Source organism: Streptomyces sp. NPDC091209 (genome assembly GCF_044757755.1).
Classification (GTDB): domain Bacteria; phylum Actinomycetota; class Actinomycetes; order Streptomycetales; family Streptomycetaceae; genus Streptomyces.
This window is the reverse complement of record NZ_JBIVVR010000021.1, coordinates 102,439-122,986: the sequence shown is the minus strand read 5'-3', so window position 1 is coordinate 122,986 and position 20,548 is coordinate 102,439. Positions and strand designations below refer to the sequence as shown.

The 20,548-nt window shown below is 70.2% G+C and carries 19 protein-coding genes and 1 pseudogene; 10 read left to right on the top strand and 10 right to left on the bottom strand.

Annotation, left to right across the window (positions count from 1 at the left end; all coding sequences use genetic code 11):
* Nucleotides 1–53: 53 nt before the first annotated feature.
* Nucleotides 54–503 carry a thioredoxin gene (gene trxA / locus ACIQRL_RS38805; protein ID WP_401340640.1) on the bottom strand — a complete coding sequence of 150 codons (450 nt, stop codon included), beginning with the start codon at nt 501–503 and terminating at the stop codon, nt 54–56.
* Nucleotides 504–622: 119 nt separating this feature from the next.
* Between trxA and ACIQRL_RS38800 the strand changes: the two genes are divergently transcribed.
* Nucleotides 623–2,056, top strand: a complete 1,434-nt coding sequence (locus ACIQRL_RS38800; protein ID WP_401340638.1) for a dihydrolipoyl dehydrogenase family protein — start codon at nt 623–625, stop codon at nt 2,054–2,056.
* A 290-nt stretch (nt 2,057–2,346) separates the two neighbouring features.
* Here ACIQRL_RS38800 and ACIQRL_RS38795 read toward each other — a convergent pair whose 3' ends face one another.
* The 5 genes from ACIQRL_RS38795 to ACIQRL_RS38775 all read right to left on the bottom strand — a co-directional run bounded on the left by ACIQRL_RS38795 (nt 2,347) and on the right by ACIQRL_RS38775 (nt 7,080).
* Nucleotides 2,347–3,933: an ABC-F family ATP-binding cassette domain-containing protein gene (locus ACIQRL_RS38795; protein ID WP_401340636.1), complete on the bottom strand. Its 1,587-nt coding sequence runs from the start codon at nt 3,931–3,933 to the stop codon at nt 2,347–2,349.
* Nucleotides 3,934–4,572: 639 nt separating this feature from the next.
* Nucleotides 4,573–5,232 carry a peptide deformylase gene (locus ACIQRL_RS38790; protein ID WP_401340635.1) on the bottom strand — a complete coding sequence of 220 codons (660 nt, stop codon included), beginning with the start codon at nt 5,230–5,232 and terminating at the stop codon, nt 4,573–4,575.
* Nucleotides 5,233–5,644: 412 nt separating this feature from the next.
* Entirely contained in the window at nt 5,645–5,992 is a 348-nt protein-coding gene (locus ACIQRL_RS38785; protein WP_401340633.1) for a tetratricopeptide repeat protein, read from the bottom strand.
* Between the two features lie 114 nt (nt 5,993–6,106).
* Nucleotides 6,107–6,547 carry a MarR family transcriptional regulator gene (locus ACIQRL_RS38780; RefSeq protein ID WP_401340631.1) on the bottom strand — a complete coding sequence of 147 codons (441 nt, stop codon included), beginning with the start codon at nt 6,545–6,547 and terminating at the stop codon, nt 6,107–6,109.
* Between the two features lie 2 nt (nt 6,548–6,549).
* Nucleotides 6,550–7,080 (bottom strand): MarR family winged helix-turn-helix transcriptional regulator, encoded by a 531-nt coding sequence (locus ACIQRL_RS38775; protein ID WP_401340629.1) that lies wholly within the window; start codon nt 7,078–7,080, stop codon nt 6,550–6,552.
* A 177-nt stretch (nt 7,081–7,257) separates the two neighbouring features.
* Here ACIQRL_RS38775 and ACIQRL_RS38770 point away from each other — a divergent pair, with 177 nt between their 5' ends.
* From ACIQRL_RS38770 to ACIQRL_RS38760, 3 genes are all read left to right on the top strand, one after another.
* Entirely contained in the window at nt 7,258–8,223 is a 966-nt protein-coding gene (locus ACIQRL_RS38770) for a pirin family protein (protein ID WP_401340626.1), read from the top strand.
* Between the two features lie 714 nt (nt 8,224–8,937).
* Nucleotides 8,938–10,023: an S-(hydroxymethyl)mycothiol dehydrogenase gene (locus tag ACIQRL_RS38765; RefSeq protein WP_401340624.1), complete on the top strand. Its 1,086-nt coding sequence runs from the start codon at nt 8,938–8,940 to the stop codon at nt 10,021–10,023.
* An 8-nt stretch (nt 10,024–10,031) separates the two neighbouring features.
* Nucleotides 10,032–10,664 (top strand): MBL fold metallo-hydrolase, encoded by a 633-nt coding sequence (locus tag ACIQRL_RS38760; RefSeq protein ID WP_168500888.1) that lies wholly within the window; start codon nt 10,032–10,034, stop codon nt 10,662–10,664.
* Nucleotides 10,665–10,730: 66 nt separating this feature from the next.
* Here ACIQRL_RS38760 and ACIQRL_RS38755 read toward each other — a convergent pair whose 3' ends face one another.
* Both ACIQRL_RS38755 and ACIQRL_RS38750 read right to left on the bottom strand, forming a co-directional pair.
* Nucleotides 10,731–10,871: an L-serine ammonia-lyase, iron-sulfur-dependent, subunit alpha gene (locus tag ACIQRL_RS38755; RefSeq protein WP_401340621.1), complete on the bottom strand. Its 141-nt coding sequence runs from the start codon at nt 10,869–10,871 to the stop codon at nt 10,731–10,733.
* Nucleotides 10,871–11,377 (bottom strand): annotated as a pseudogene (locus ACIQRL_RS38750) (serine dehydratase beta chain); the annotation flags it as partial. The gene ACIQRL_RS38755 and the pseudogene ACIQRL_RS38750, both read right to left, overlap by 1 nt.
* Nucleotides 11,378–11,545: 168 nt before the next feature.
* Here ACIQRL_RS38750 and ACIQRL_RS38745 point away from each other — a divergent pair.
* The 3 genes from ACIQRL_RS38745 to ACIQRL_RS38735 all read left to right on the top strand — a co-directional run bounded on the left by ACIQRL_RS38745 (nt 11,546) and on the right by ACIQRL_RS38735 (nt 14,329).
* Nucleotides 11,546–11,908: a bifunctional 3-phenylpropionate/cinnamic acid dioxygenase ferredoxin subunit gene (locus tag ACIQRL_RS38745; protein WP_261707616.1), complete on the top strand. Its 363-nt coding sequence runs from the start codon at nt 11,546–11,548 to the stop codon at nt 11,906–11,908.
* Nucleotides 11,905–13,068: an NAD(P)/FAD-dependent oxidoreductase gene (locus tag ACIQRL_RS38740; protein WP_401340618.1), complete on the top strand. Its 1,164-nt coding sequence runs from the start codon at nt 11,905–11,907 to the stop codon at nt 13,066–13,068. Before ACIQRL_RS38745 ends, ACIQRL_RS38740 begins: the two co-directional genes overlap by 4 nt.
* A gap of 130 nt (nt 13,069–13,198) precedes the next feature.
* Nucleotides 13,199–14,329 carry an aromatic ring-hydroxylating dioxygenase subunit alpha gene (locus ACIQRL_RS38735; protein WP_261707618.1) on the top strand — a complete coding sequence of 377 codons (1,131 nt, stop codon included), beginning with the start codon at nt 13,199–13,201 and terminating at the stop codon, nt 14,327–14,329.
* Nucleotide 14,330: 1 nt separating this feature from the next.
* Here the strand turns inward: ACIQRL_RS38735 and ACIQRL_RS38730 are convergent, their stop codons facing one another.
* Nucleotides 14,331–15,128: an IclR family transcriptional regulator gene (locus tag ACIQRL_RS38730; RefSeq protein WP_355840599.1), complete on the bottom strand. Its 798-nt coding sequence runs from the start codon at nt 15,126–15,128 to the stop codon at nt 14,331–14,333.
* Nucleotides 15,129–15,279: 151 nt separating this feature from the next.
* Between ACIQRL_RS38730 and betA the strand changes: the two genes are divergently transcribed.
* Complete coding sequence (betA, locus tag ACIQRL_RS38725) at nt 15,280–16,947, top strand: choline dehydrogenase (RefSeq protein ID WP_401340616.1); 1,668 nt, start codon at nt 15,280–15,282, stop codon at nt 16,945–16,947.
* A gap of 3 nt (nt 16,948–16,950) precedes the next feature.
* Nucleotides 16,951–17,787: a 5,10-methylenetetrahydrofolate reductase gene (locus ACIQRL_RS38720; protein ID WP_401340614.1), complete on the top strand. Its 837-nt coding sequence runs from the start codon at nt 16,951–16,953 to the stop codon at nt 17,785–17,787.
* A 190-nt stretch (nt 17,788–17,977) separates the two neighbouring features.
* On the opposite strand, the gene purU is transcribed toward ACIQRL_RS38720, so the two are convergent.
* Nucleotides 17,978–18,850: a formyltetrahydrofolate deformylase gene (gene purU / locus ACIQRL_RS38715; protein WP_401340612.1), complete on the bottom strand. Its 873-nt coding sequence runs from the start codon at nt 18,848–18,850 to the stop codon at nt 17,978–17,980.
* Nucleotides 18,851–19,069: 219 nt separating this feature from the next.
* Between purU and ACIQRL_RS38710 the strand changes: the two genes are divergently transcribed.
* Nucleotides 19,070–20,539 (top strand): aldehyde dehydrogenase family protein, encoded by a 1,470-nt coding sequence (locus tag ACIQRL_RS38710; protein WP_101407794.1) that lies wholly within the window; start codon nt 19,070–19,072, stop codon nt 20,537–20,539.
* The last annotated feature ends 9 nt before the right edge of the window (nt 20,540–20,548 follow it).

Genomic DNA, 20,548 nt, shown 5'->3' with positions numbered 1-20,548 from the left:
CCTGCCCGGGGCAGCTCCGACGCACCCGGGCTCGGGCCTGTGCGGTCCGGGGCCTACTCGGCGCCGCCGGCCTGTTCGGCGCCGCCGGCCTGTTCGGCGCCGCCGGCCTGTTCGGTGCCCCCGGCCTGTTCGGCGGCCTTGGCCTGCTGGGCCGCGACCGACTTGCGGACCTCGTCCATGTCCAGCTTCCGGGCCTGCCCGATGACGTCCTCCAGGGCGTTGGCGGGCAGCGCCCCGGGCTGGGCGAAGATCGCGACCTGGTCGCGCACGATCATCAGGGTCGGAATCGACCGGATCTCGAAGGCGGCCGCGAGCTCCGGCTGGGCCTCCGTGTCGACCTTGGCGAAGACCAGGTCCGGGTTGGCCTTTGCGGCCCTCTCGTAGACCGGGGCGAACTGACGGCACGGCCCGCACCACTCGGCCCAGAAGTCGATCAGGACGAACTCGTTGTCCGTGACCGTCTGGTCGAAGTTCTCCTTGGTGAGCTCTACGGTGCTGCTCATTCCTTTTCCCTCTTCCTCACGTCCGGGTCATGCCGGTTTGCACAACGCCACCCACCGGGGGCGTATTCCGCGCCCGTACCCGTGTGGCCACGGCGCACACCAGCAACCAGACTGACCCCATGACGGAAACGGAATCCATCGCCTACGACGTCGTGGTGCTCGGTGCCGGACCCGTGGGGGAGAACGTCGCCGACCGCGCCCGCGCCGCCGGCCTCTCCACCGCGGTCGTGGAGAGCGAACTGGTCGGCGGCGAGTGCTCGTACTGGGCCTGCATGCCCAGCAAGGCACTCCTGCGCCCGGCCATCGCCCGCGCCGACGCCCGCCGGGTCCCCGGCCTCGCCCAGGCCGTGCAGGGTCCACTCGACGCCCCCGCGGTGCTCGCCCACCGCGACTACTTCACCTCGAACTGGAAGGACGACGGCCAGCTCGCCTGGCTGGACGGTATCGGAGCCGATTTCTACCGCGGACACGGCAGACTCGCCGGATCGCGCACCGTGACGGTCGAAGGGCCCGACGGTGAGCGCCGTGTGCTGACCGCACGGCACGCGGTCGCCGTCTGCACCGGCACCCGCGCCCTGCTCCCCGATCTGCCGGGGCTCGCCCAGGTCAAGCCGTGGACCAGCCGCGACGCCACCAGCGCGCACGCCGTGCCCGGACGGCTGATCGTCGTGGGCGGCGGTGTGGTCGCCGCCGAGATGGCCACGGCCTGGCAGGCACTCGGCTCCCAGGTCACCCTGCTGGTCCGCGGCAAGGGCCTGCTGCCCCGCATGGAGCCCTTCGCCGGGGAGCTCGTCGCCGAGGCGCTGGCCGAGGCGGGCGCCGACGTGCGCACCGGCACCTCGGTGACCGCTGTGTCCCGCGAGGGCTCGACCGTGGTCGCCCTCACGGACACCGGTGACCGCGTCGAGGCTGACGAGATCCTGTTCGCCACCGGCCGCGCACCCCGCACGGACGACCTCGGCCTCGACACGGTCGGTCTGGAGCCCGGCAAGTGGATCGAGGTCGACGACAGCCTCCGGGTCATCGGCAGCGAGTGGCTGTACGCGGTCGGCGACGTCAACCACCGTGCCCTGCTCACCCACCAGGGCAAGTACCAGGCCCGGATCGCGGGAGCCGCCATAGCCGCCCGTGCCGCCGGGGTGCCGCTGCTGGAGTCGGACCCCTGGGGCGCGCACGCCGCGACCGCCGACCACGCGGCCGTACCGCAGTGCGTCTTCACCGACCCGGAGGCCGCGGCCGTGGGCCTCTCCCTCGCGGAGGCGGAGCAGGCCGGCCACCGGGTCCGGGCGGTGGACGTCGACATGGCCTCGGTGGCAGGCGCCGGCCTGTACGCGGACGGCTACCGCGGCAGGGCCCGGATGGTCGTCGACCTCGACCGCGAGATCCTCCTCGGCCTCACCCTGGTCGGCCCCGGCGTCGGCGAACTGATCCACTCGGCGACGGTCGCCGTCGTGGGCCAGGTGCCGATCGACCGTCTGTGGCACGCCGTGCCGTCCTACCCGACGGTCAGCGAGGTGTGGCTGAGGCTCCTGGAGGCGTACCGGGACGCGTGAGGCGCGCGGCACACCGGGCCCGGTCGCGGCGCGTGACCCCGAGCCGAACACCGGGGCCGGCGTGTGCCGCCGGCCCCGGCGCGATACAGCCGGGGCGACGCGGGCCGCGTGGTCCGGACGGCATGCCTGGGGACGCGGGCCGCGTGATCCGAGGCAGCCCACCCGGGCGTCGCGCCGAGCCGCGCCACGCCCGGTGTGCCGCGGTACTCCCGCCGCGTCAGGCCGGTGACACGCGGTACTCCCGCGCGTCAGGGCCGTACACCCGGGGGCCAGGGCCGTACACCCGGATGTCAGGCCGGTGACACCAGTTCCCGGTACTCCTCGCTCCACAGGTCGTCGTCCGCGTCCGGGAGCAGCAGCACCCGGTCCGGGCGCAGGGCGTCGAGGGCTCCCTCGTCGTGGGTGACCATGACGAGGGCGCCCGGATACGTGGCCACCGCGGCCAGGACCTCGACGCGGGAGGCCGGGTCGAGGTTGTTGGTGGGCTCGTCCAGGAGGAGCACGTTCGCGCCGGAGTGGACGAGACCCGCCAGGGCGAGCCGGGTCTTCTCGCCTCCGGAGAGGACCCCGACCCGCTTGTCGGCGTCGTCGCCCGTGAACAGGAACGAGCCGAGCACCCGCCGCACCTCGCCGTCGGTGAGCTGCGGCGCGGCGGCGGCGAGCTGGCCGCGGACCGTGCCGGAGGGGTCGAGGGTGTCGTGTTCCTGCGCGAAGTAGCCGAGGCGCAGGCCGTGCCCGCGCACCACCCGCCCGCTGTCCGGGCGTTCGTGACCGGCGAGCAGCCGCAGCAGCGTGGTCTTGCCCGAGCCGTTCGGGCCGAGGATCACCAGGCGGCTGCCCCGGTCGACGGCGAGGTCGACGCCGTCGAGGACACGCAGATCGCCGTACGACTTGGTCAGGGCGACCGCGCCGAGCGGCATCCGCCCGCACGGGGCGGGTTCGGGCAGCCGGATCCGGGCCACCCTCTCCGTCTGCCGGACCGGTTCCAGTTCCGCGAGCAGCCGGTCGGCGCGGCGGGCCATGTTCTTGGCCGCCACGGCCGTCGACACACGCGCACGCATCCTGTCCGCCTGCGTGTGCAGGCTCGCCGCCTTCCGTTCGGCGTTCGCCCGCTCCCGGGCCCGCCGCCGGTCGTCGGCGTCGCGCTGGGCGAGATAGGCCGCCCAGCCGGTGTTGTGGACGTCGAGCGTGGCGCGGTGCGGGTCCAGGTGGAAGACGCGGTTGACCACGTCCGACAGCAGGGAGGTGTCGTGACTGATCAGGACGAGCCCCGCTTGACGGCTGCTCAGAAACCCGCGCAGCCAGGCGATCGAGTCGGCGTCCAGATGGTTCGTCGGCTCGTCGAGGAGCAGCGTGCCCTCGTCCGCGAACAGGATGCGGGCCAGTTCGACCCGGCGTCGCTGCCCGCCGGACAGGGTGCCGACCGGCTGGTCCATCGCCCGGGCGGGCAGCCCGAGGCCCGCGGCGACCCGGGCCGCCTCGGCCTCGGCGGCGTACCCGCCGCGCGCCTGGAACTCGGCCTCGGCGCGCGCGTAGGCGTTCATCGCGCGCTCGGATCCGTCGGCCATCGCGGTCTCGGCCGCCCGCAGGGCCCGTACGGCACGGTCGAGGCCCCGGGCCGACAGGATGCGGTCGGTGACGCTGACGGTGGGGTCGGCGGCGCGCGGGTCCTGCGGAAGGTAACCGACCGGCGCGGTACGGGAGACGGACCCGGCCGCGGGAGGCCGCTGGCCCGCGAGGGTGCTCAGCAGGGTGGTCTTACCGGCGCCGTTGCGGCCGACCAGACCGACGCGGTCGCCGGGGGAGACGTGGAAGGAAAGGCCGGACAGCAGCAGACGGGCGCCGACGCGCACGTCGACACCGCGAACGGTGATCATGGGAGAACGCTCCAGAAGTCAATCGGCTCAAGGACACACGGGTGGCGTGGAAGCGGGTCCTTGAGCTAAGAGACACGAGGCGTAGACATGCCCCCAGGCTAACGAGCCCGACGGCGGGGCGCCTCCGATTTACCGGCAGGCGCGCACCCGGCGAGGCGCCTGCCGAGGGGCCTTGCCGTTGCACTGGCAGGCGGCTGGGCGCACGGATGGAGCTCGGCGCCCGGCGCCACGACGGTCCGGGCAGCGGCGCCGGCGTGACGGCCCCGCCGGTCCGGCAGCCCGGCGGTTGGCCGGGCCGGTCGTCCGACGGGCCTGGCCGGCCCCCCTCGCCCGCGCCATGTGGACCGGTGACGTCCGCCGATGGGCCGGTGATGCCCGTCAGAGGTCAGCGGGGCAGCGTGAAGCCGAGGTGACGCCGGACCGGGGTGCCGGCGCGGCAGCGCGTAACCGAGGTGACGCCGGCCCAACGTGTCAACCCGGCAGGGTGGAGCCGAGGTGAGGTCGGTCAGGGAGGCCGTCCTGGCAAGGGTGGAGCCGGCCGGCACCGGCCCGGTTCTCGGTCCGGCGGCGTGAAGCCGGGCTGACACCCGGCGGGAGATCAGCCCGGCAGGTGAGGCCGAGGCGATGCCCGCCCGGCTATCAGCCCGGCAGGGTGAAGCCGAGGGCCTCGGCTGCCAGTCGCGGCGTCGGCTGGGCCCAGAGCTCGGCTGTCGCCTGGTTCGAGGACAGTGAGCGCAGCTCCGCGTGGTCGAGGTAGAGCGTGCCGTCCAGGTGGTCCGTCTCGTGCTGGACGATGCGCGCGGGCCAGCCGCTGAACACCTCGTCGACCGCTCGCCCGTGCTCGTCCAGCGCCGTCAGCCGCACCTCGGTGTGCCGGGCCACCACGGCCTGCCAGCCCGGAACGCTCAGACAGCCCTCGAAGAACGCCGCCCGCCCCGGACCGACCCCGTCGTACGACGGATTCACCAGCACCCGGAACGGCTGCGGCACCCGCCCGCGTGCGACGCGTACCTCGTCCGACACCGGCGCCGGGTCCTCGATGACGGCGATCCGCAGCGGCACACCGACCTGCGGCGCGGCGAGACCCACCCCCGGCGCCGCGTGCATGGTGGCGCGCAGGGCGGCGACGAACCGGGCCAGCAGTCCGGGGTCCAACTGCCCGTCGAACGACTCCGTTCCCCGGCGCAGCACGGGGTCACCGGCCGCGACGATCGGCAACGGACCCTCGTGGCCGAGGAGTTCCTCGACCAGGTCGCTCAGAGTGATGGGCGAGGCGCTGCGGTCACGTTCGGATGCCATCGCGCCAGGATGCCAAGCCGGATCGAGCCGATCGAGGCGGCGCAGGGCGAGTCCCGCGACTTTCCCTGTGTGACGCAGGCCACATGCGGGCCCGGGGACTCGCCGTTCCAGCGCCCCGGCCGCTGTATCGCCACCGCCGACGGAGCCCAACTCCGCGGCTCACGGCTCTTTCCCGTGCCCTTTCCGGCCGGAGAACACCGTAGACGGGATCGCGCGGCGGAGGGTACGCGCACCCGCAGGGCCGGGCGGCGTGATCCGGTACGCGACGGCCGGAGGGGTGCCGCTCCAGGGCCGCCCGGCCGGTCCGCCGTGATGGACGGGCCACCCGGCACGCGAGAAGGCCGGTCACCGAGGTGACCGGCCTTCTCCGCCGGGTCCGAGCCCGGAAGGGCCTCTCCCGGGTCGGATCACATCAAACCTGTTCGAAGTCGCCCGCGAACGCGGACGCGATCCGCAGGTGCGACGCCGCTTCGTCGGACCGGCCGAGGCGCTGGAGCGTGCGTCCCAGCATCAGCCGGGCGTAGTGCTCGACCGGGTCGAGCTCCACGAGTGCGCGCAACTCGACTTCGGCCCGGCGCAGTTGGGCCGAGTGGTAGTAGGAGCGCGCCAGCAGCAGCCGGGGTCCTGTCTGCTCCGGCACCTCCTCGACCAGTCCGCCCAGCACCCGCGCCGCCGCGGCGTAGTCCTTGGCCTCGAAGAACAGCTGCGCCCGCTCCCAGCGCTCCGCGGCCGTCCCGTGGTCGTAGTACGTCGTGTCCACCACTGACCTCCTTCGACAGGCCACAACCGCACGGGTTGGTTGAATATTCCACGACTGGCGGGGTGCGTCGGCGTGCCCCGGGGGCGCTTGGGGCGCCCGGGGGTCGTGGGGCGGCTACGCGCCGGCGAGTTCCGCGTTGGCCCGCTCGGTGACGAGGGCCAACACGCGTCCGGCGGTCGCCAGGTCCTCGGCCGGGATCCCGGCGTAGACCCGGGCCGCGATCTCGTTGCCCGCGCTGCGGATCGACTCGGACAGCTCCCGGCCGCCGTCCGTGAGGGACACCCGTTCGGCCGTCGGCTCCTCCAGGAGCTCGCGTGCCGTCATCTCCTCGATGGCGCGCCGGGCGGCCGGCTCCGCGATCTTCAGTCCGCCGGTCAGCCGGTCCACGAGCCGGGCGCGCTCGATGGTCCCGCCGCTGTCGGCCACGGCCTGCAGGGCCACGGACTGCTCGAAGGTGGTGCCGCTGCGGGCCAGTACCCGCTCCAGGGCGGCGCGGCTCGCGTAGTGGGCGAGGCCGATGACACGGCCGTTGACAGAGGGGGCGGAGGTGGTCATGACTACTCCTCGGGTGAATCCTCTTCGGAAGGGGGTGAAGCCTCGCCGGAACGCGGCTCGGCTCCGGTGTGCGGATCGAGCGGTACGTCGAGCAGGACGGCCAGTTCGTCGCGGAACGCCTGTGTGCGTGCGCCGCCGAGCCCGCCCAGTGGTTCGAGAAGCTGTTCGAGCAGGCCCTGGACCACGGTGATCGCGCGGAGGGTGATCGCGCGCCCGTCCTCGGTGAGGGACAACCGCACGGCACGGGGGTCCGCGGGGTCCCGGGTGCGGTCGAGAAGGCCGGCCGTCTCCAGGGAGCGGGCCAGCTTCGAGACGTAGAGCGGTTCGAGTCCGGTGTGGTCGGCGAGCCGGCGCTGACTGGGCTGATGCCCGTCCCGGTTCATGCTGTAGAGCGACGCCATCAGCGAGTACTGCGCGTGCGTCAGGCCGAGGGGGCCCACCGCCCGGTCGACCGCGACGCGCCATTTCATGGACAGGCGCCAGACGAGGAAACCGGGCGTCGCGTACTCGGATACCGACTTCGCTGAACTCATACGAGAAACAGTACATGGATATTATGTCCTTGGCTACTATTCCCTCGAACGGCCCGCGCATGGCGTACGGACCGGTGGCCGGGTTCCGGTCCGTCGCGCCGGTTCTGAGCCAAGTGCCCCTCAATGGGCGGATCGATGGCCTGACGAGAGGTCCCCGACGGGGCTAGGTTGGGCGCCATGAGCAATCTTGATCGGGAGGCGGTTCCCGCCCCCTGTGGTGGCCGCGGGTTCGTGGTGGCCGAGCCGGTGCGTGAACTTCTCAGCCCCCGCCGGGTCAAGCTCGGCGAGTCCACCGAAGTCCGCCGTCTGCTGCCCAACCTGGGCAGGCGCATGGTCGGCGCGTGGTGCTTCGTCGATCACTACGGGCCCGACGACATCGCCGACGAGCCCGGCATGCAGGTGCCGCCGCACCCGCACATGGGCCTGCAGACCGTGAGCTGGCTGCACGAGGGCGAGGTGCTGCACCGCGACTCCATGGGCAGCCTCCAGACGATCCGCCCGCGCGAACTCGGCCTGATGACCTCGGGCCGCGCGATCAGCCACTCCGAGGAGAGCCCCCGCTCGCACTCCCGCCTGCTGCACGGCGCGCAGCTCTGGGTCGCCCTGCCGGACAGTCACCGGAACACCGACCCGCACTTCGAGCACCACGCCGAACTGCCCGTCGTCACCGCCCCCGGCCTGCGGGCCACGCTCCTGCTGGGCGCCCTCGACGGCACGGCCTCGCCCGGTACGACGTACGCGCCGATCGTCGGCGCCGACCTGGCCCTCGCGAGCGGCGCGGACGTACGCCTGCCGCTGGAGCCCGACTTCGAGTACGCCGTCCTCGCCATGTCCGGCGAGGCCCATGTCGACGGCGTACCGGTGCTCCCCGGCTCCATGCTCTACCTCGGCTGCGGCCGTACGGAACTCCCGCTGCGCGCCGCGACGGACGCGGGCCTCATGCTCCTGGGCGGTGAGCCGTTCGAGGAGGAGCTGATCATGTGGTGGAACTTCATCGGACGTACCCAGGAGGACATCGAACAGGCCCGTCAGGACTGGGCCAAGAGCACACGCTTCGGTGAGGTGAAGGGGTACGACGGTGCTCCACTGGCCGCGCCGGAGCTGCCCCCGCTGCCGCTGAAGCCGCGCGGAAGGGTGCGCTGACCTGGGGTTCCAGCTCTATCGCACGCCTCCCGCGGGGCACGGCTGTCCCCGCTCGGCACCCGGTGTTCCCGAGGGCGATCGCTCCTCGGGAACACATCGAGGGGCAAAGCTGCGCTCGCATGTCTCGCCATCTGCAGACGGGTTTAGTCAGCCTAATGCTGACCCAGTGCTGACTTTCCTGACGAAACGTCAGCACTATTGTGTTGCTGTCGCAGCTGTTGGAGCGCCCGCCCCGGAGCTGCCGCTCGCGTGTTGGCCAGGCCGTTGCCGACCTTGGTGCCTTGTGCTGGGGCAAGGCACCACCACGTCCCTGGGCAGCGACGCTGAGGAGAGGTCCGTGACGAGGGGGCTTTGTGGGAATCCGCCAATGCCCCGGCGTGCTGCTGCCCTACTCACCCCTTGGGCGGACCGCCATGGGGAGAGTGCAGTTGTAGCGAAGGGTCCCGGAAGCGGCTTGTCGGCAAGCCGGGCTCTGCTTCGGAACGGGTGAGTGGCAGTCAGCAGATTCTTCGTCTGCTGGTGGTACACGGGTGTGCTGCCTGCGGGGCGCACGGGTGTCGATGAGGGGCAGGGGCGCCCCTGTCCAGTCGGCGTTCTGTGTGTTCGGATCCTTGACCCCTGCCCGGCCCTCCATAATGCTGTGTTGCGACACGTGAGATACGTGCCGTAATAAGCAACATTTGATTCAGATCTCGTACCAGCTGAGGAGTGGCCATGACTCACCAGGTCCGTGCTGTCGTCGCGCGGGGGAAGGGCGCCCCCGTCAGCCTGGAAACGATCATCGTGCCCGACCCCGGCCCGGGCGAGGCGCTGGTGAAGATCGAAGCCTGCGGGGTCTGTCACACCGATCTGCACTATCGCGAGGGTGGCATCAACGACGACTTCCCGTTCCTGCTGGGCCACGAGGCCGCGGGTGTCGTGGAGTCGGTGGGGGAGGGCGTCACCGACGTCGCTCCGGGTGACTTCGTCATCCTCAACTGGCGTGCCGTGTGCGGGCAGTGCCGGGCCTGTCTGCGTGGACGGCCGCAGTACTGCTTCAACACCCACAACGCCAAGCAGAAGATGACCTTGACCGACGGCACCGAGCTGTCCCCGGCCCTGGGTATCGGCGCGTTCGCGGAGAAGACGCTGGTGGCGGTGGGGCAGTGCACCAAGGTCGACCGGGCGGCATCGGCGGCCGCCGCCGGACTGCTGGGCTGCGGAGTGATGGCGGGCATCGGCGCGGCCATCAACACCGGCAACGTCGGACGCGGTGACAGCGTGGCGGTCATCGGCTGCGGTGGTGTGGGGGACGCGGCGATCGCCGGCGCCCGGCTCGCCGGGGCGGCCACCGTCATCGCGGTCGACATCGATGACCGGAAACTCGAGACTGCGAAGAAGATCGGCGCGACCCACACCGTCAACTCCAAGCAGGGCGATCCGGTGGAGGCCATCCGCGAGCTGACCGGCGGCTTCGGCGCGGACGTCGTCATCGAGGCGGTCGGCCGCCCGGAGACGTACAAGCAGGCCTTCTACGCCCGCGACCTGGCCGGCACTGTCGTCCTCGTGGGCGTACCGACCCCGGAGATGAAGCTCGAACTGCCGCTGCTGGACGTCTTCGGCCGGGGCGGCGCGCTGAAGTCCTCCTGGTACGGCGACTGCCTGCCCTCCCGTGACTTCCCGATGCTCATCGATCTCTACCTGCAGGGCCGACTGGATCTGGACGCCTTCGTCACGGAGACCATCGCACTGGCCGAGGTCGAGAAGGCCTTCGAGCGGATGCACGGCGGCGACGTACTGCGCTCGGTGGTGGTCTTCTGATGGCCGGCATGGCGGGTGCGCGCATCGAACACCTCGTCACCTCGGGGACGTTCTCCCTGGACGGTGGCACCTGGGACGTCGACAACAATGTCTGGATCATCGGTGACGACACCGAGGCCGTCGTCATCGACGCCGCGCACGACGCCGAGGCGATTGCCGAAGCCCTCGGCGGACGCACGCTGCGGGCCATCGTGTGCACTCACGCCCACAACGACCACATCGACGCAGCCCCCGAACTCGCCGACCGTACCGGTGCTCCGATCCTGCTCCACGGCGACGACCTGCCGCTGTGGAAGCAGACCCACCCGGAGCGGTCACCCGACGGCGAACTGGCCGACGGGCAGGTCGTCACGGTGGCGGGTGTCGAGCTGACCGTGCTGCACACTCCCGGCCACGCCCCCGGCGCGGTGTGCCTGTACGCGCCGGGCCTGAAGGCACTCTTCAGCGGTGACACGCTCTTCGCGGGCGGACCGGGGGCGACGGGAAGGTCGTACAGCCATTTCGGCACGATCGTCGACTCGATCCGGGACCGGCTGCTGACCCTGCCGGGCGACACGGTCGTGCACACCGGTCACGGGGAGACGACCACCATCGCCGCCGAGGCCCCGCATCTTCAGGAATGGATCGACCGCGGATTCTGACCGCTGCCGACCGCGCGGCGGCAGCCTCGTCCCGACATTCGACGACGCTCGGCACTTGTTGACGTCTCAGCACTCGATGACGTTGACCGCGAGGCCGCCGCGCGAGGTCTCCTCGTACTTCACCTTCATGTCGGCACCGGTCTCGCGCATCGTCTTGATGACCTTGTCGAGCGAGACCACATGGGTGCCGTCGCCGCGCAGCGCCATTCGATGCGGTCGGCACCCGTCGCGCTCCCGTCCACCACGAAGCCCCCGCCCACCGAGTAGTACGTGCGCGCCCTCACCTCGCGGTCATCGTGGTCCCGGGCCGTGAACACCATGCCGTTGGGGTGGAACGGCAGCGTGCGGCGACGGTGCAGTACCAGGTGCTCGCGCTCGCGGAACTCCACCTCCCGGCGGCCCAGCAGCCGCAACCGGCCGGCCTCGTGGATCCGGTGCACCCTGTTGTCCACGGTGTCGGTGTCGACGGTTTCCGGATCCTCGCCTTCCAGGCCGAGGAGTGACGCCTTGCCGCTGCCGCTGCCGTGGCCGTGGCCGTGGCCCGTGGCGCCGAGCGATCCGAAGAGTTCTGCCCGGACCGAGCCGGTGCGGGGGAGCAGGCCGTCTTCCTGCAGTCCCGTGACGTAGAGGCGGGCGGCCTTCATGGGCCCGACGGTGTGGGAGCTCGACGGTCCGATGCCCGCCTTGAACGGGTCGAAGACGCTGATCGCCACGCCGGCTCCTTCCTGCGGTGTGTTGTCTATGGCGCAAAGCGTTGCGTAAAAAGCAACATTGAACGAGGGGTCGACCTGTCCTCTGGATGCCTTGACAAGGGTTTGGGACCGCCCTCAAACTGACGTTGCGCTTACCGCAATCCGTTTCGCTATACGCACCGAGGTGTCATGATGATTCCCGCGTGCCTTCTCGTGGATCTGCCGCGAGGCGAGGCCTATCGGCTAGACATCGATCCGCCGGTTTCGGTGTTCCACACCGATGACGGCGAGGTCTTCGCCATCGATGACACCTGCACCCACCAGGACGCGTCGCTCGCCGACGGCTGGCTGGAGGGCTGCGAGGTGGAATGCCCGCTGCATGCTTCGAAGTTCGACCTCCGGACCGGAGCCGTCGACGCTCCGCCGGCCAAGCGTCCGGTCCGCACCCATGAGGTCCTCATCGAGGACGGCATGATCTACGTCCGGCCGTCCACGGAGGCACCCGACCTGCCGCCCTGTGTTGCGTCCCGGCTCGCCGGAGGTCCCGCGTGAGGACAGTGGCCGTGGTGGGTGCCTCGCTGGCCGGTCTGTCGGCGGCGCGCTCGTTGCGGAAACGGGGGTACGACGGGCGGCTGGTCGTCATCGGCGACGAACCGCACCGCCCGTACGACAGGCCGCCGCTGTCCAAGGAGTTCCTGGCCGGTGACATCGGCGAAGCCGATCTCGCGCTGGAGTCGGACGACGAGGACCTGCAGGCCGAGTGGCTGCTCGGCGCCCGCGCCGCCGGACTCGACAGCGCGGATCGCGCCGTGCGGCTGGCCGACGGCCGTGAGGTCCGGGCCGACGGCTTCGTCATCGCGACCGGCGCGGCCGCGCGGACGCTGCCCGGCACCGACGGCATGGCCGGGGTGCACACACTGCGCACCCTCGACGACGCCCGCGCTCTGCGGGACGAACTGGCCCTGGGCGGGCGGCTGGTCGTGATCGGCGGCGGGTTCATCGGCGCCGAGGTCGCCTCCACCGCCTGCGCTCTCGGACTCGACGTGACGGTGGTCGAGGCGGCGCCGACGCCGCTCGCCGGACCGCTCGGCGAGACCATGGGCGGCATCGTCTCCGCCCTCCATGCGGACCACGGCGTACGGCTGTTGTGCGGCGTGGGGGTCAAGGGGCTGAGCGGGGAGAGCCGGGTCGACGCCGTCCTGCTCGAGGACGGCCGCAGTATCCCCGCCGACACCGTCGTCGTCGGTGTCGGCGCGCGTCCGTGCGTCGAGTGGCTGGAAGGATCCGGCGTCGCGCTCGACAACGGCGTCAAGTGCGGCGCGGACGGCCGCACCGGCCTCGCCGGTGTGGTCGCCGTCGGTGACTGCGCCTCCTGGTACGACCCCCGCGCGGGGATCCACCGCCGCGTCGAGCACTGGACCGGTGCGCGCGAGCGGCCCGACGTGGCCGTGGCCGCGCTGCTGTCGTGGGGTGCGGTGGAACCGGGTGTGCCCCGGCCGCCGTACTTCTGGTCGGACCAGTACGGCGTGAAGATCCAGTTCGCCGGTCATTCGGCCGGTGCCGACAGTGTGACGGTCGAGGAAGGCGTCCCGGGCGACCGCAGTTTTCTGGCCGTCTACCGTCGTGCCGGGCATCCGGTCGCCGTGCTCGCGATGAACCAGCCGCGGCTTTTCATGCGTTGGCGCAAGCAGCTCACCGCCGCGACATCTTGACATCATCGATGCGGCATTTCATGCTCCTGTTGCGTATAGCGCGAAGCGTTGCTCCATACAAAACGCCGTCCGGAGTCGCTCTTCCCGGCGCGTGAATGACCGATCCACGACGTTCTCCGAGGAGTGCACTGTGACCTCGACCAGCCTGCCGGACAGCCTGATCGCCACCCTGCCCGGCTCCTCCTACACGGATCCGGGGACCTTCGCCCAGGAGCAGGAGCGCATCTTCGAAACGATGTGGTTCTGCGCCGTACGCTCCTCGGATCTGGCCAGGCCCGGCGCCTTCCGGACCGTCGAGGTGGGCCGCGAGAGCATCCTGATCACGCGCGCACGGGACAACTCCGTACGCGCCTTCTTCAACGTCTGCCGCCACCGTGGAGCCAAGCTCTGCACCGAGGAGGCCGGCGAGGTCAAGCGCGCCTTCCAGTGCCCGTACCACGCCTGGACGTACGACCTGAACGGCAAGCTCGTCGCGGCGCCCAACCTCACGAAGATGCCCGACGTCGGCCGCACCGAGTTCGGCCTGGTGAGCGTGGCCGTCCGTGAATGGCTCGGCTACGTCTGGGTCTGCCTGGCCGAGAACCCGCCGTCCTTCGAGGAGGACGTCCTGGGCGAGGTCGTCGCCCGGCTCGGCGACGTGGAGCCGCTCGAGCACTACGACATCGACAACCTCTCGGTGGGCAAGCGCATCGTCTACGACGTCAAGGCGAACTGGAAGCTCATCATCGAGAACTTCATGGAGTGCTACCACTGTGCCACGATCCATCCCGAACTCACCGAGGTGCTCCCCGAATTCGCCGACGGCTACGCCGCCCAGTACTACGTCGGCCACGGCGCCGAGTTCGGTGAGGAGGTCCAGGGGTTCACCGTGGACGGCTCCGAGGGTCTCGACCGAATCCCCGGGGTGTCCGACGACCAGGACCGCCGCTACTACGCGATCACCATCAAGCCGCAGGTCTTCATCAACCTCGTCCCTGACCACGTGATCTTCCACCGGATGTACCCGATGGCCGTCGACCGCACGATCGTCGAGTGCGACTGGCTCTACCTCCCGCACGTCGTCGAGAGCGGCAAGGACGTCAGCCGGTCCGTGGAACTCTTCGACCGGGTCAACCGCCAGGACTTCGAGGCCTGCGAGCGCACGCAGCCCGGGATGAGTTCCCGGATGTACGCCAAGGGTGGGGTGCTGGTGCCCAGCGAACACCACATCGGTGCCTTCCACGACTGGGTGCACGAGCGGCTGGGGACCCGGCAGGGGTGACTCAGCCCAGGTAACCCATCCGATGGCTGATCTCCTCCGCGCCCTTGACCAGCACCGGAGCGAGCTCGTGCATGCGCTCCTCGGTGAACCGGTATGCGGGGCCGGAGGCGCTGAGTGCCGCGATGACCTCTCCGTCCCGGTCGCGGACCGGCGCGGCCATGGCGTGGAGCCCGATCTCCAGCTCCTCCAGGGTCCAGGCGTAGCCACGCTCCCGAGCCTCGGCGAGATTCTTCTCGAGCTTCGTCTTCGAGGTCAGGGTGTGCGGGGTCGCCTTCTTCAGTCCGGCCTCCGACAGCAGCGCGGCGCGGTCCTTGGCCGGCATGTGGGCCAGCAGGACCTTGCCGCTGGAGGTGGCGTGCAACGGGGTCAGTTCACCGACCCAGTTGTGCGCGGTGACAGCGCCCGGGCCACGGACCTCGTACAGGTTGATCGCGTAGTGCTCCTGCATCACGGCGATGTTGACGGTCTCGCCGATCTCCTCGGCGAGGCGCTCGCAGACCGGGCGGCCCTGCTGGGTGATGTCGATGCGTCCCGTGACCCCGCCGGCCAGGCGTACGATGCCGAAGCCGAGGCGGTATTTGCCGCGCTCGCCCGCCTGCTCCACCAGACCGCGCGCCTCCAGGGCGCCGAGCAGCCGGAACGCGGTCGACTTGTGAACATCGATCTCGGCGGCCACCTCGCTGACGCCGGCCTCGCCGCGCTGGGCCAGGATTTCCAGCACGCTGATGGCGCGGTCGACGGACTGTACCCCGCCGGACTGCGAACCCGTCGTTTCGGTATCTGGACCGTAGTTGCTCATAGCGAAACTATACGCGCAGTAAACAACAGCATTGCAAGTAACAGCATCGAAACGTAGACCTTGCAAGTTGCGTTGCTCGCAACCTAGTGCGTATAGCGATACTCGTACTAGCATGCCACGCGTATCTACGGCGCGAGCGAGACGAGGCACCATGGCTCCCCTGCAATACGACTTCGTCATCGTCGGCGGTGGATCCGCCGGCAGCGCACTGGCGAACCGACTCTCCGCCGACCCGGGCAACCAGGTGCTGGTCCTGGAGGCCGGCCGGCCCGACTACCCGTGGGATGTCTTCATCCACATGCCCGCGGCGCTGACCTATCCGATCGGCAGCCGGTTCTACGACTGGAAGTACGAGTCCGAACCCGAGCCTCACATGGGCGACCGGCGCATCTACCACGCGCGCGGCAAGGTGCTGGGCGGTTCCAGCAGCATCAACGGCATGATCTTCCAGCGTGGCAACCCCATGGACTACGAGCGCTGGGCCGCCGATGCCGGCATGGAGTCCTGGGACTACGCGCACTGTCTGCCGTACTTCAAGCGGATGGAGAACTGTCTCGCGGCCGACCCCGACGACGAGTTCCGCGGCCACGACGGCCCCCTCGTCCTCGAACGCGGCCCCGCCTCCAACCCGCTGTTCACCGCCTTCCTCAAGGCCGTCCAGGAGGCGGGTCACCCCCGCACCGACGATGTCAACGGCTATCAGCAGGAGGGCTTCGCCCCCTTCGACCGCAACGTCCACAGGGGACGCCGTCTGTCGGCCTCGAAGGCGTATCTCAAGCCCGCGAAGAAGCGGCCCAACCTCACCGTCGCCACCCGCGCCCTGGTCACCCGTGTCCTCTTCGAGGGCAAGCGTGCTGTCGGTGTCGAGTACCGGCGGCGCGGCAAGGTCCAGCAGGTGCGAGCCCGCGAGGTCATCCTCTGCGGCGGCGCGATCAACTCCCCTCAGCTGCTGCAGCTCTCCGGCGTCGGCAACGCCGAGGAACTGAGCGCGCTCGGCATCGACGTCGTCCACGACCTCCCGGGCGTCGGCGAGAACATGCAGGACCACCTGGAGGTGTACATCCAGTACGCCTGCAAGCAGCCCGTCTCCATGCAGCCGTACATGGCGAAGTGGCGCGCCCCCTTCATCGGCCTGCAGTGGCTCTTCCGCAAGGGCCCCGCCGCGACCAACCACTTCGAGGCCGGTGGCTTCGCGCGCAGCAACGAGGACGTGGACTACCCCAACCTGATGTTCCACTTCCTGCCGATCGCGGTCCGCTACGACGGCTCCTCGCCCGCCGGCGGCCACGGATACCAGGTGCACGTCGGTCCCATGTACTCCGACGCCATCGGCTCGGTGAAGATCAAGAGCAAGGACCCGAACGAGCACCCGGCGCTGCGCTTCAACTACCTGTCCACGGAACAGGACCGCCGCGAGTGGGTCGAGTCGATCCGCGTCGCCCGCAAGCTCCTCAACCAGCCCGCGCTGGCCCCGTACAACGACGGGGAGATCTCACCGGGCCCGTCCGTGGAGAGCGACGAGGAGATCCTCGCCTGGGTCGCGAAGGAGGGTGAGACCGCCCTGCACCCCTCGTGCACCTGCAAGATGGGCACCGACGAGATGTCCGTCGTCGACCCCACCAGCATGCGCGTGCACGGTGTGGAGGGACTGCGCGTCGTCGACGCGTCGGTGATGCCCTATGTCACCAACGGCAACATCTACGCGCCGGTGATGATGATCGCGGAGAAGGCGGCCGACCTCATCCTGGACAAGGACCCGTTGGCCCCTTCCAAGGCCGCGTACTACCGGCACCGCGACGCCCAGAAGCAGGCCGGTTAGACCTTGGACGTCGAACACTTCCGGGCGCTGCTGCACAACGTCCGCTACGAGGTGCTGCCCGCGAAGGCGACCGAGGACAAGGTCCTCGCCCATGTCCCGCGCGACGTCGTCGTCACCGTGACGGCGTCGCCGGTCAAGGGCCTGGAACCGACGCTCGACCTCGCCACCCGGCTCACGGCGCACGGCTGTCGCGTCGTCCCGCACGTGCCCGCGCGGCTGCTGCGGGACGACGCGCACCTGAAGGATGTCGTCGACCGGCTCCGGGAGGCGGGCGTCGACGACGTCTTCGTCCCGGCCGGCGACGCCGATCCGCCGGCCGGGGCCTACGACGGGGCACTACCGGTGCTGCGCAGACTGAGCGAGCTGGGCAGCCCCTTCGCTCATGTCGGCATCACCGGTTACCCCGAGAGCCACCCGCTCATCCACGACGACCTCACCATCCAGGCGATGTGGGACAAGCGCGCGTACGCCACGTACATCGTGAGCAACCTCTGCTTCGACCCGCGCGTGCTGGGTGACTGGGTCGGCCGGATACGCCGCCGCGACATCACCCTGCCCGTCCACGTGGGCGTCGCGGGGCCGGTGCAGCGGGCGCAGCTGCTGTCCATGGCGGCGAAGATCGGGGTGGGGGAGTCGACGCGCTTTCTGACCAGGCACGCCTCGTGGTTCCTGCGCTTCGCGACACCCGGCGGTTACTCGCCGGAGCGGCTTCTCGCCCGTTCCGCGGGCGCGCTCTCTTCTCCCTCGGCGGGGGTCGCCGGCCTGCACCTCTTCACCTTCAACCAGATCGCCGAGACCGAGCGGTGGCGCTGCGCTGTGCTTGACCGGTTGGGAGGCTAGGCCACTGGTGCCCGGGGTGCAGCGGGCCTCGCTGGGGGCTCCGCCCCCAGACCTCCCTGTCGCCTCAACGCCTCGTCCTCGAACGCCGGACGGGCTGTTTGTGTCGGCCTGCGCCCCAAGAGCCGGCGTCCGTGGCCGTATACAGCGATGGGCGGGCCGGATTCCGGCCCGCCCATCGCTCGTGCTCGGCTCAGCGGAAGACAACCGTGCGGTTGCCGTCCACCATGACGCGGCTTTCGCTGTGCCACTTCACCGCGTGTGCGAGCACCTGCGCCTCCACATCCCGCCCGACCGTGACCAGCTCGTCCGGATCGAGGGAGTGGTCCACCCGGACCACGTCCTGATCGATGATCTGTCCCTCGTCCAGGTCCGGTGTCACATAGTGCGCCGTCGCGCCGACAAGCTTCACCCCGCGCGCGTACGCCTGCTGGTAGGGGCGCGCGCCCTTGAAGCTGGGGAGGAAGGAGTGGTGGATGTTGATGGCGCGGCCGTCCAGCTGTTTGCACAGGTCGTCGGAGAGGACCTGCATGTAGCGGGCCAGCACCACCAGGTCGATGTCCTGCTCGCGCACGAGTTCCAGCAGGCGCGCCTCGGCGTCGGCCTTGGTGTCCTTGGTCACCGGGATGTGGTGGAAGGGGACGCCGTAGGTCTCCGCCAGTCCCTCGAAGTCCCGGTGATTGGAGACGATCGCGGGGATCTCGATGTTGAGAGCGCCGGTGCGCTGCCGGAAGAGCAGATCGTTGAGGCAGTGTCCGAACTTGGACACCATGATGAGCGTCCGGGTCGGTGTCGAGGCGTCCCGGATGGTCCAGGAAATCCGGTAGGCCTCGGCGACCGGACCGAATCGGTAACGCAGATTTTTCAGATCGGCGTTTGGATCGGAAACGCCGAAGTGGACCCTCATGAAGAAACGGTCCTGGAGTCGATCATCGAACTGCCGGCTCTCCAGGATGTTGCCGGAGTTCCTGACGAGAAAGCCGCTCACGGCGTGGACCAGTCCGGCGCTGTCCGGACACGAGAGGGTGAGGACGTACTCACGGCCAGGATGCGGTCTAGGGGACATGTGCAGCCTCCATCGGTGCGTATTGCACAACATGGTGAGCGATACGCAACATGGTTGGCCTTGGCGCGGCTTGTGGTCAAGAGCGGCCGCGCAACTGCCCGCATGGCGAAATCGTCATCTGCCAACCCCTTGACGTATGTCCGAACATTCGCCAGGGTGTTCCACCACAAGCAATACGGTGCACGATGCGCAACGGAATTCGCTCGAAGGGCTCCACACGTGGCAGACCTGTATGTGGATGGAGAATGGCGCGACGCGGTGGCCGGAGGGCACCGGGAAATCCGCTGTCCCGCTGACGGCACGCTCGCGGCGACCGTGTCCGAGGGGACGCGTCCCGACACCGAGGCCGCGATCGCCGCGGCCCGCCGGGCCTTCGACGAAGGACCCTGGCCGCGCACCCCCGAGCGGGAGCGCGGTGCGCTGCTGCTGCGCACCGCCGACCTCATCGAGCGCGACGCCAAGGAATTCGCCCGCGCCGAATCGCTGGACACCGGCAAGCGGCTGGTGGAGAGCGAGTACGACATCGCCGACGTGGTCTCCTGCTTCCGCTACTACGGCGGGATCGGGGGCACCGATGCCGGCCGGGTGATCGACACCGGCCGCGACGACGCCGTCAGCCGCGTCGTCTACGAACCGGTCGGCGTGTGCGGGCTCATCACCCCCTGGAACTACCCGCTGCTCCAGGCGTCGTGGAAGGTCGCGCCCGCCCTGCTCGCGGGCAACACGATCGTCCTCAAGCCCAGCGAGCTCACCCCCTCCACCTCGATCCTGCTGATGCGGGCCCTTGAGGAGGCCGGGCTCCCGGCCGGCGCCGCCAATCTCGTCCTGGGCACGGGCCCCGAGGTGGGCGCACCGCTCTCCGAGGAACCGGCCGTCGACATGGTCTCCTTCACGGGAGGCCTGGAGACCGGCAAGCGCATCATGGCCACCGCCGCCTCGACCGTGAAAAAGGTGGCGCTGGAGCTCGGCGGCAAGAACCCCAACGTCATCTTCGCCGACGCCGATTTCGAGACGGCCGTGGACTTCGCCCTCACGGCCGTCTTTCTGCACTCGGGCCAGGTCTGCTCGGCAGGCGCCCGTCTGATCGTCGAGGACTCCCTCCACGACGCCTTCGTCGACGAGGTCGTCCGCCGCGCCCGGCAGATCCGCCTCGGCGGACCCTTCGACCCCGAGGCCGAGACGGGGGCCCTGATCTCCGCGCATCACCGGGAGAAGGTCGAGGCGTATGTCGCGGCGGGCCTCGCCGAAGGAGCCGTACTGCGCTGCGGCGGCGAACGCCCCGGCGACCCCGCACTGGCGAACGGCCACTACTATCCGCCCACCGTGCTCGACGAGTGCCGGCAGGACATGCGTGTCGTGCACGAGGAGTCCTTCGGCCCCGTGCTCACCGTGGAGCGCTTCCACGGCGAGGACGACGCCGTACGCATCGCCAACGACACCGAGTACGGACTCGCCGGCGCCGTCTGGACGCAGGACGCCGGAAAGGCCCAGCGGGTCGCCCGGCGGCTGCGCCACGGCACGGTGTGGATCAACGACTACCACCCCTACGTGCCGCAAGCGGAATGGGGTGGCTTCGGGCACTCGGGCGTGGGCCGGGAGCTGGGACCGACCGGCCTGGACGAGTACCGAGAGCCCAAGCACATCTGGCAGAACATCCAACCCCGGCCGCAGCACTGGTTCCGCGGCTGAACGCCGAAA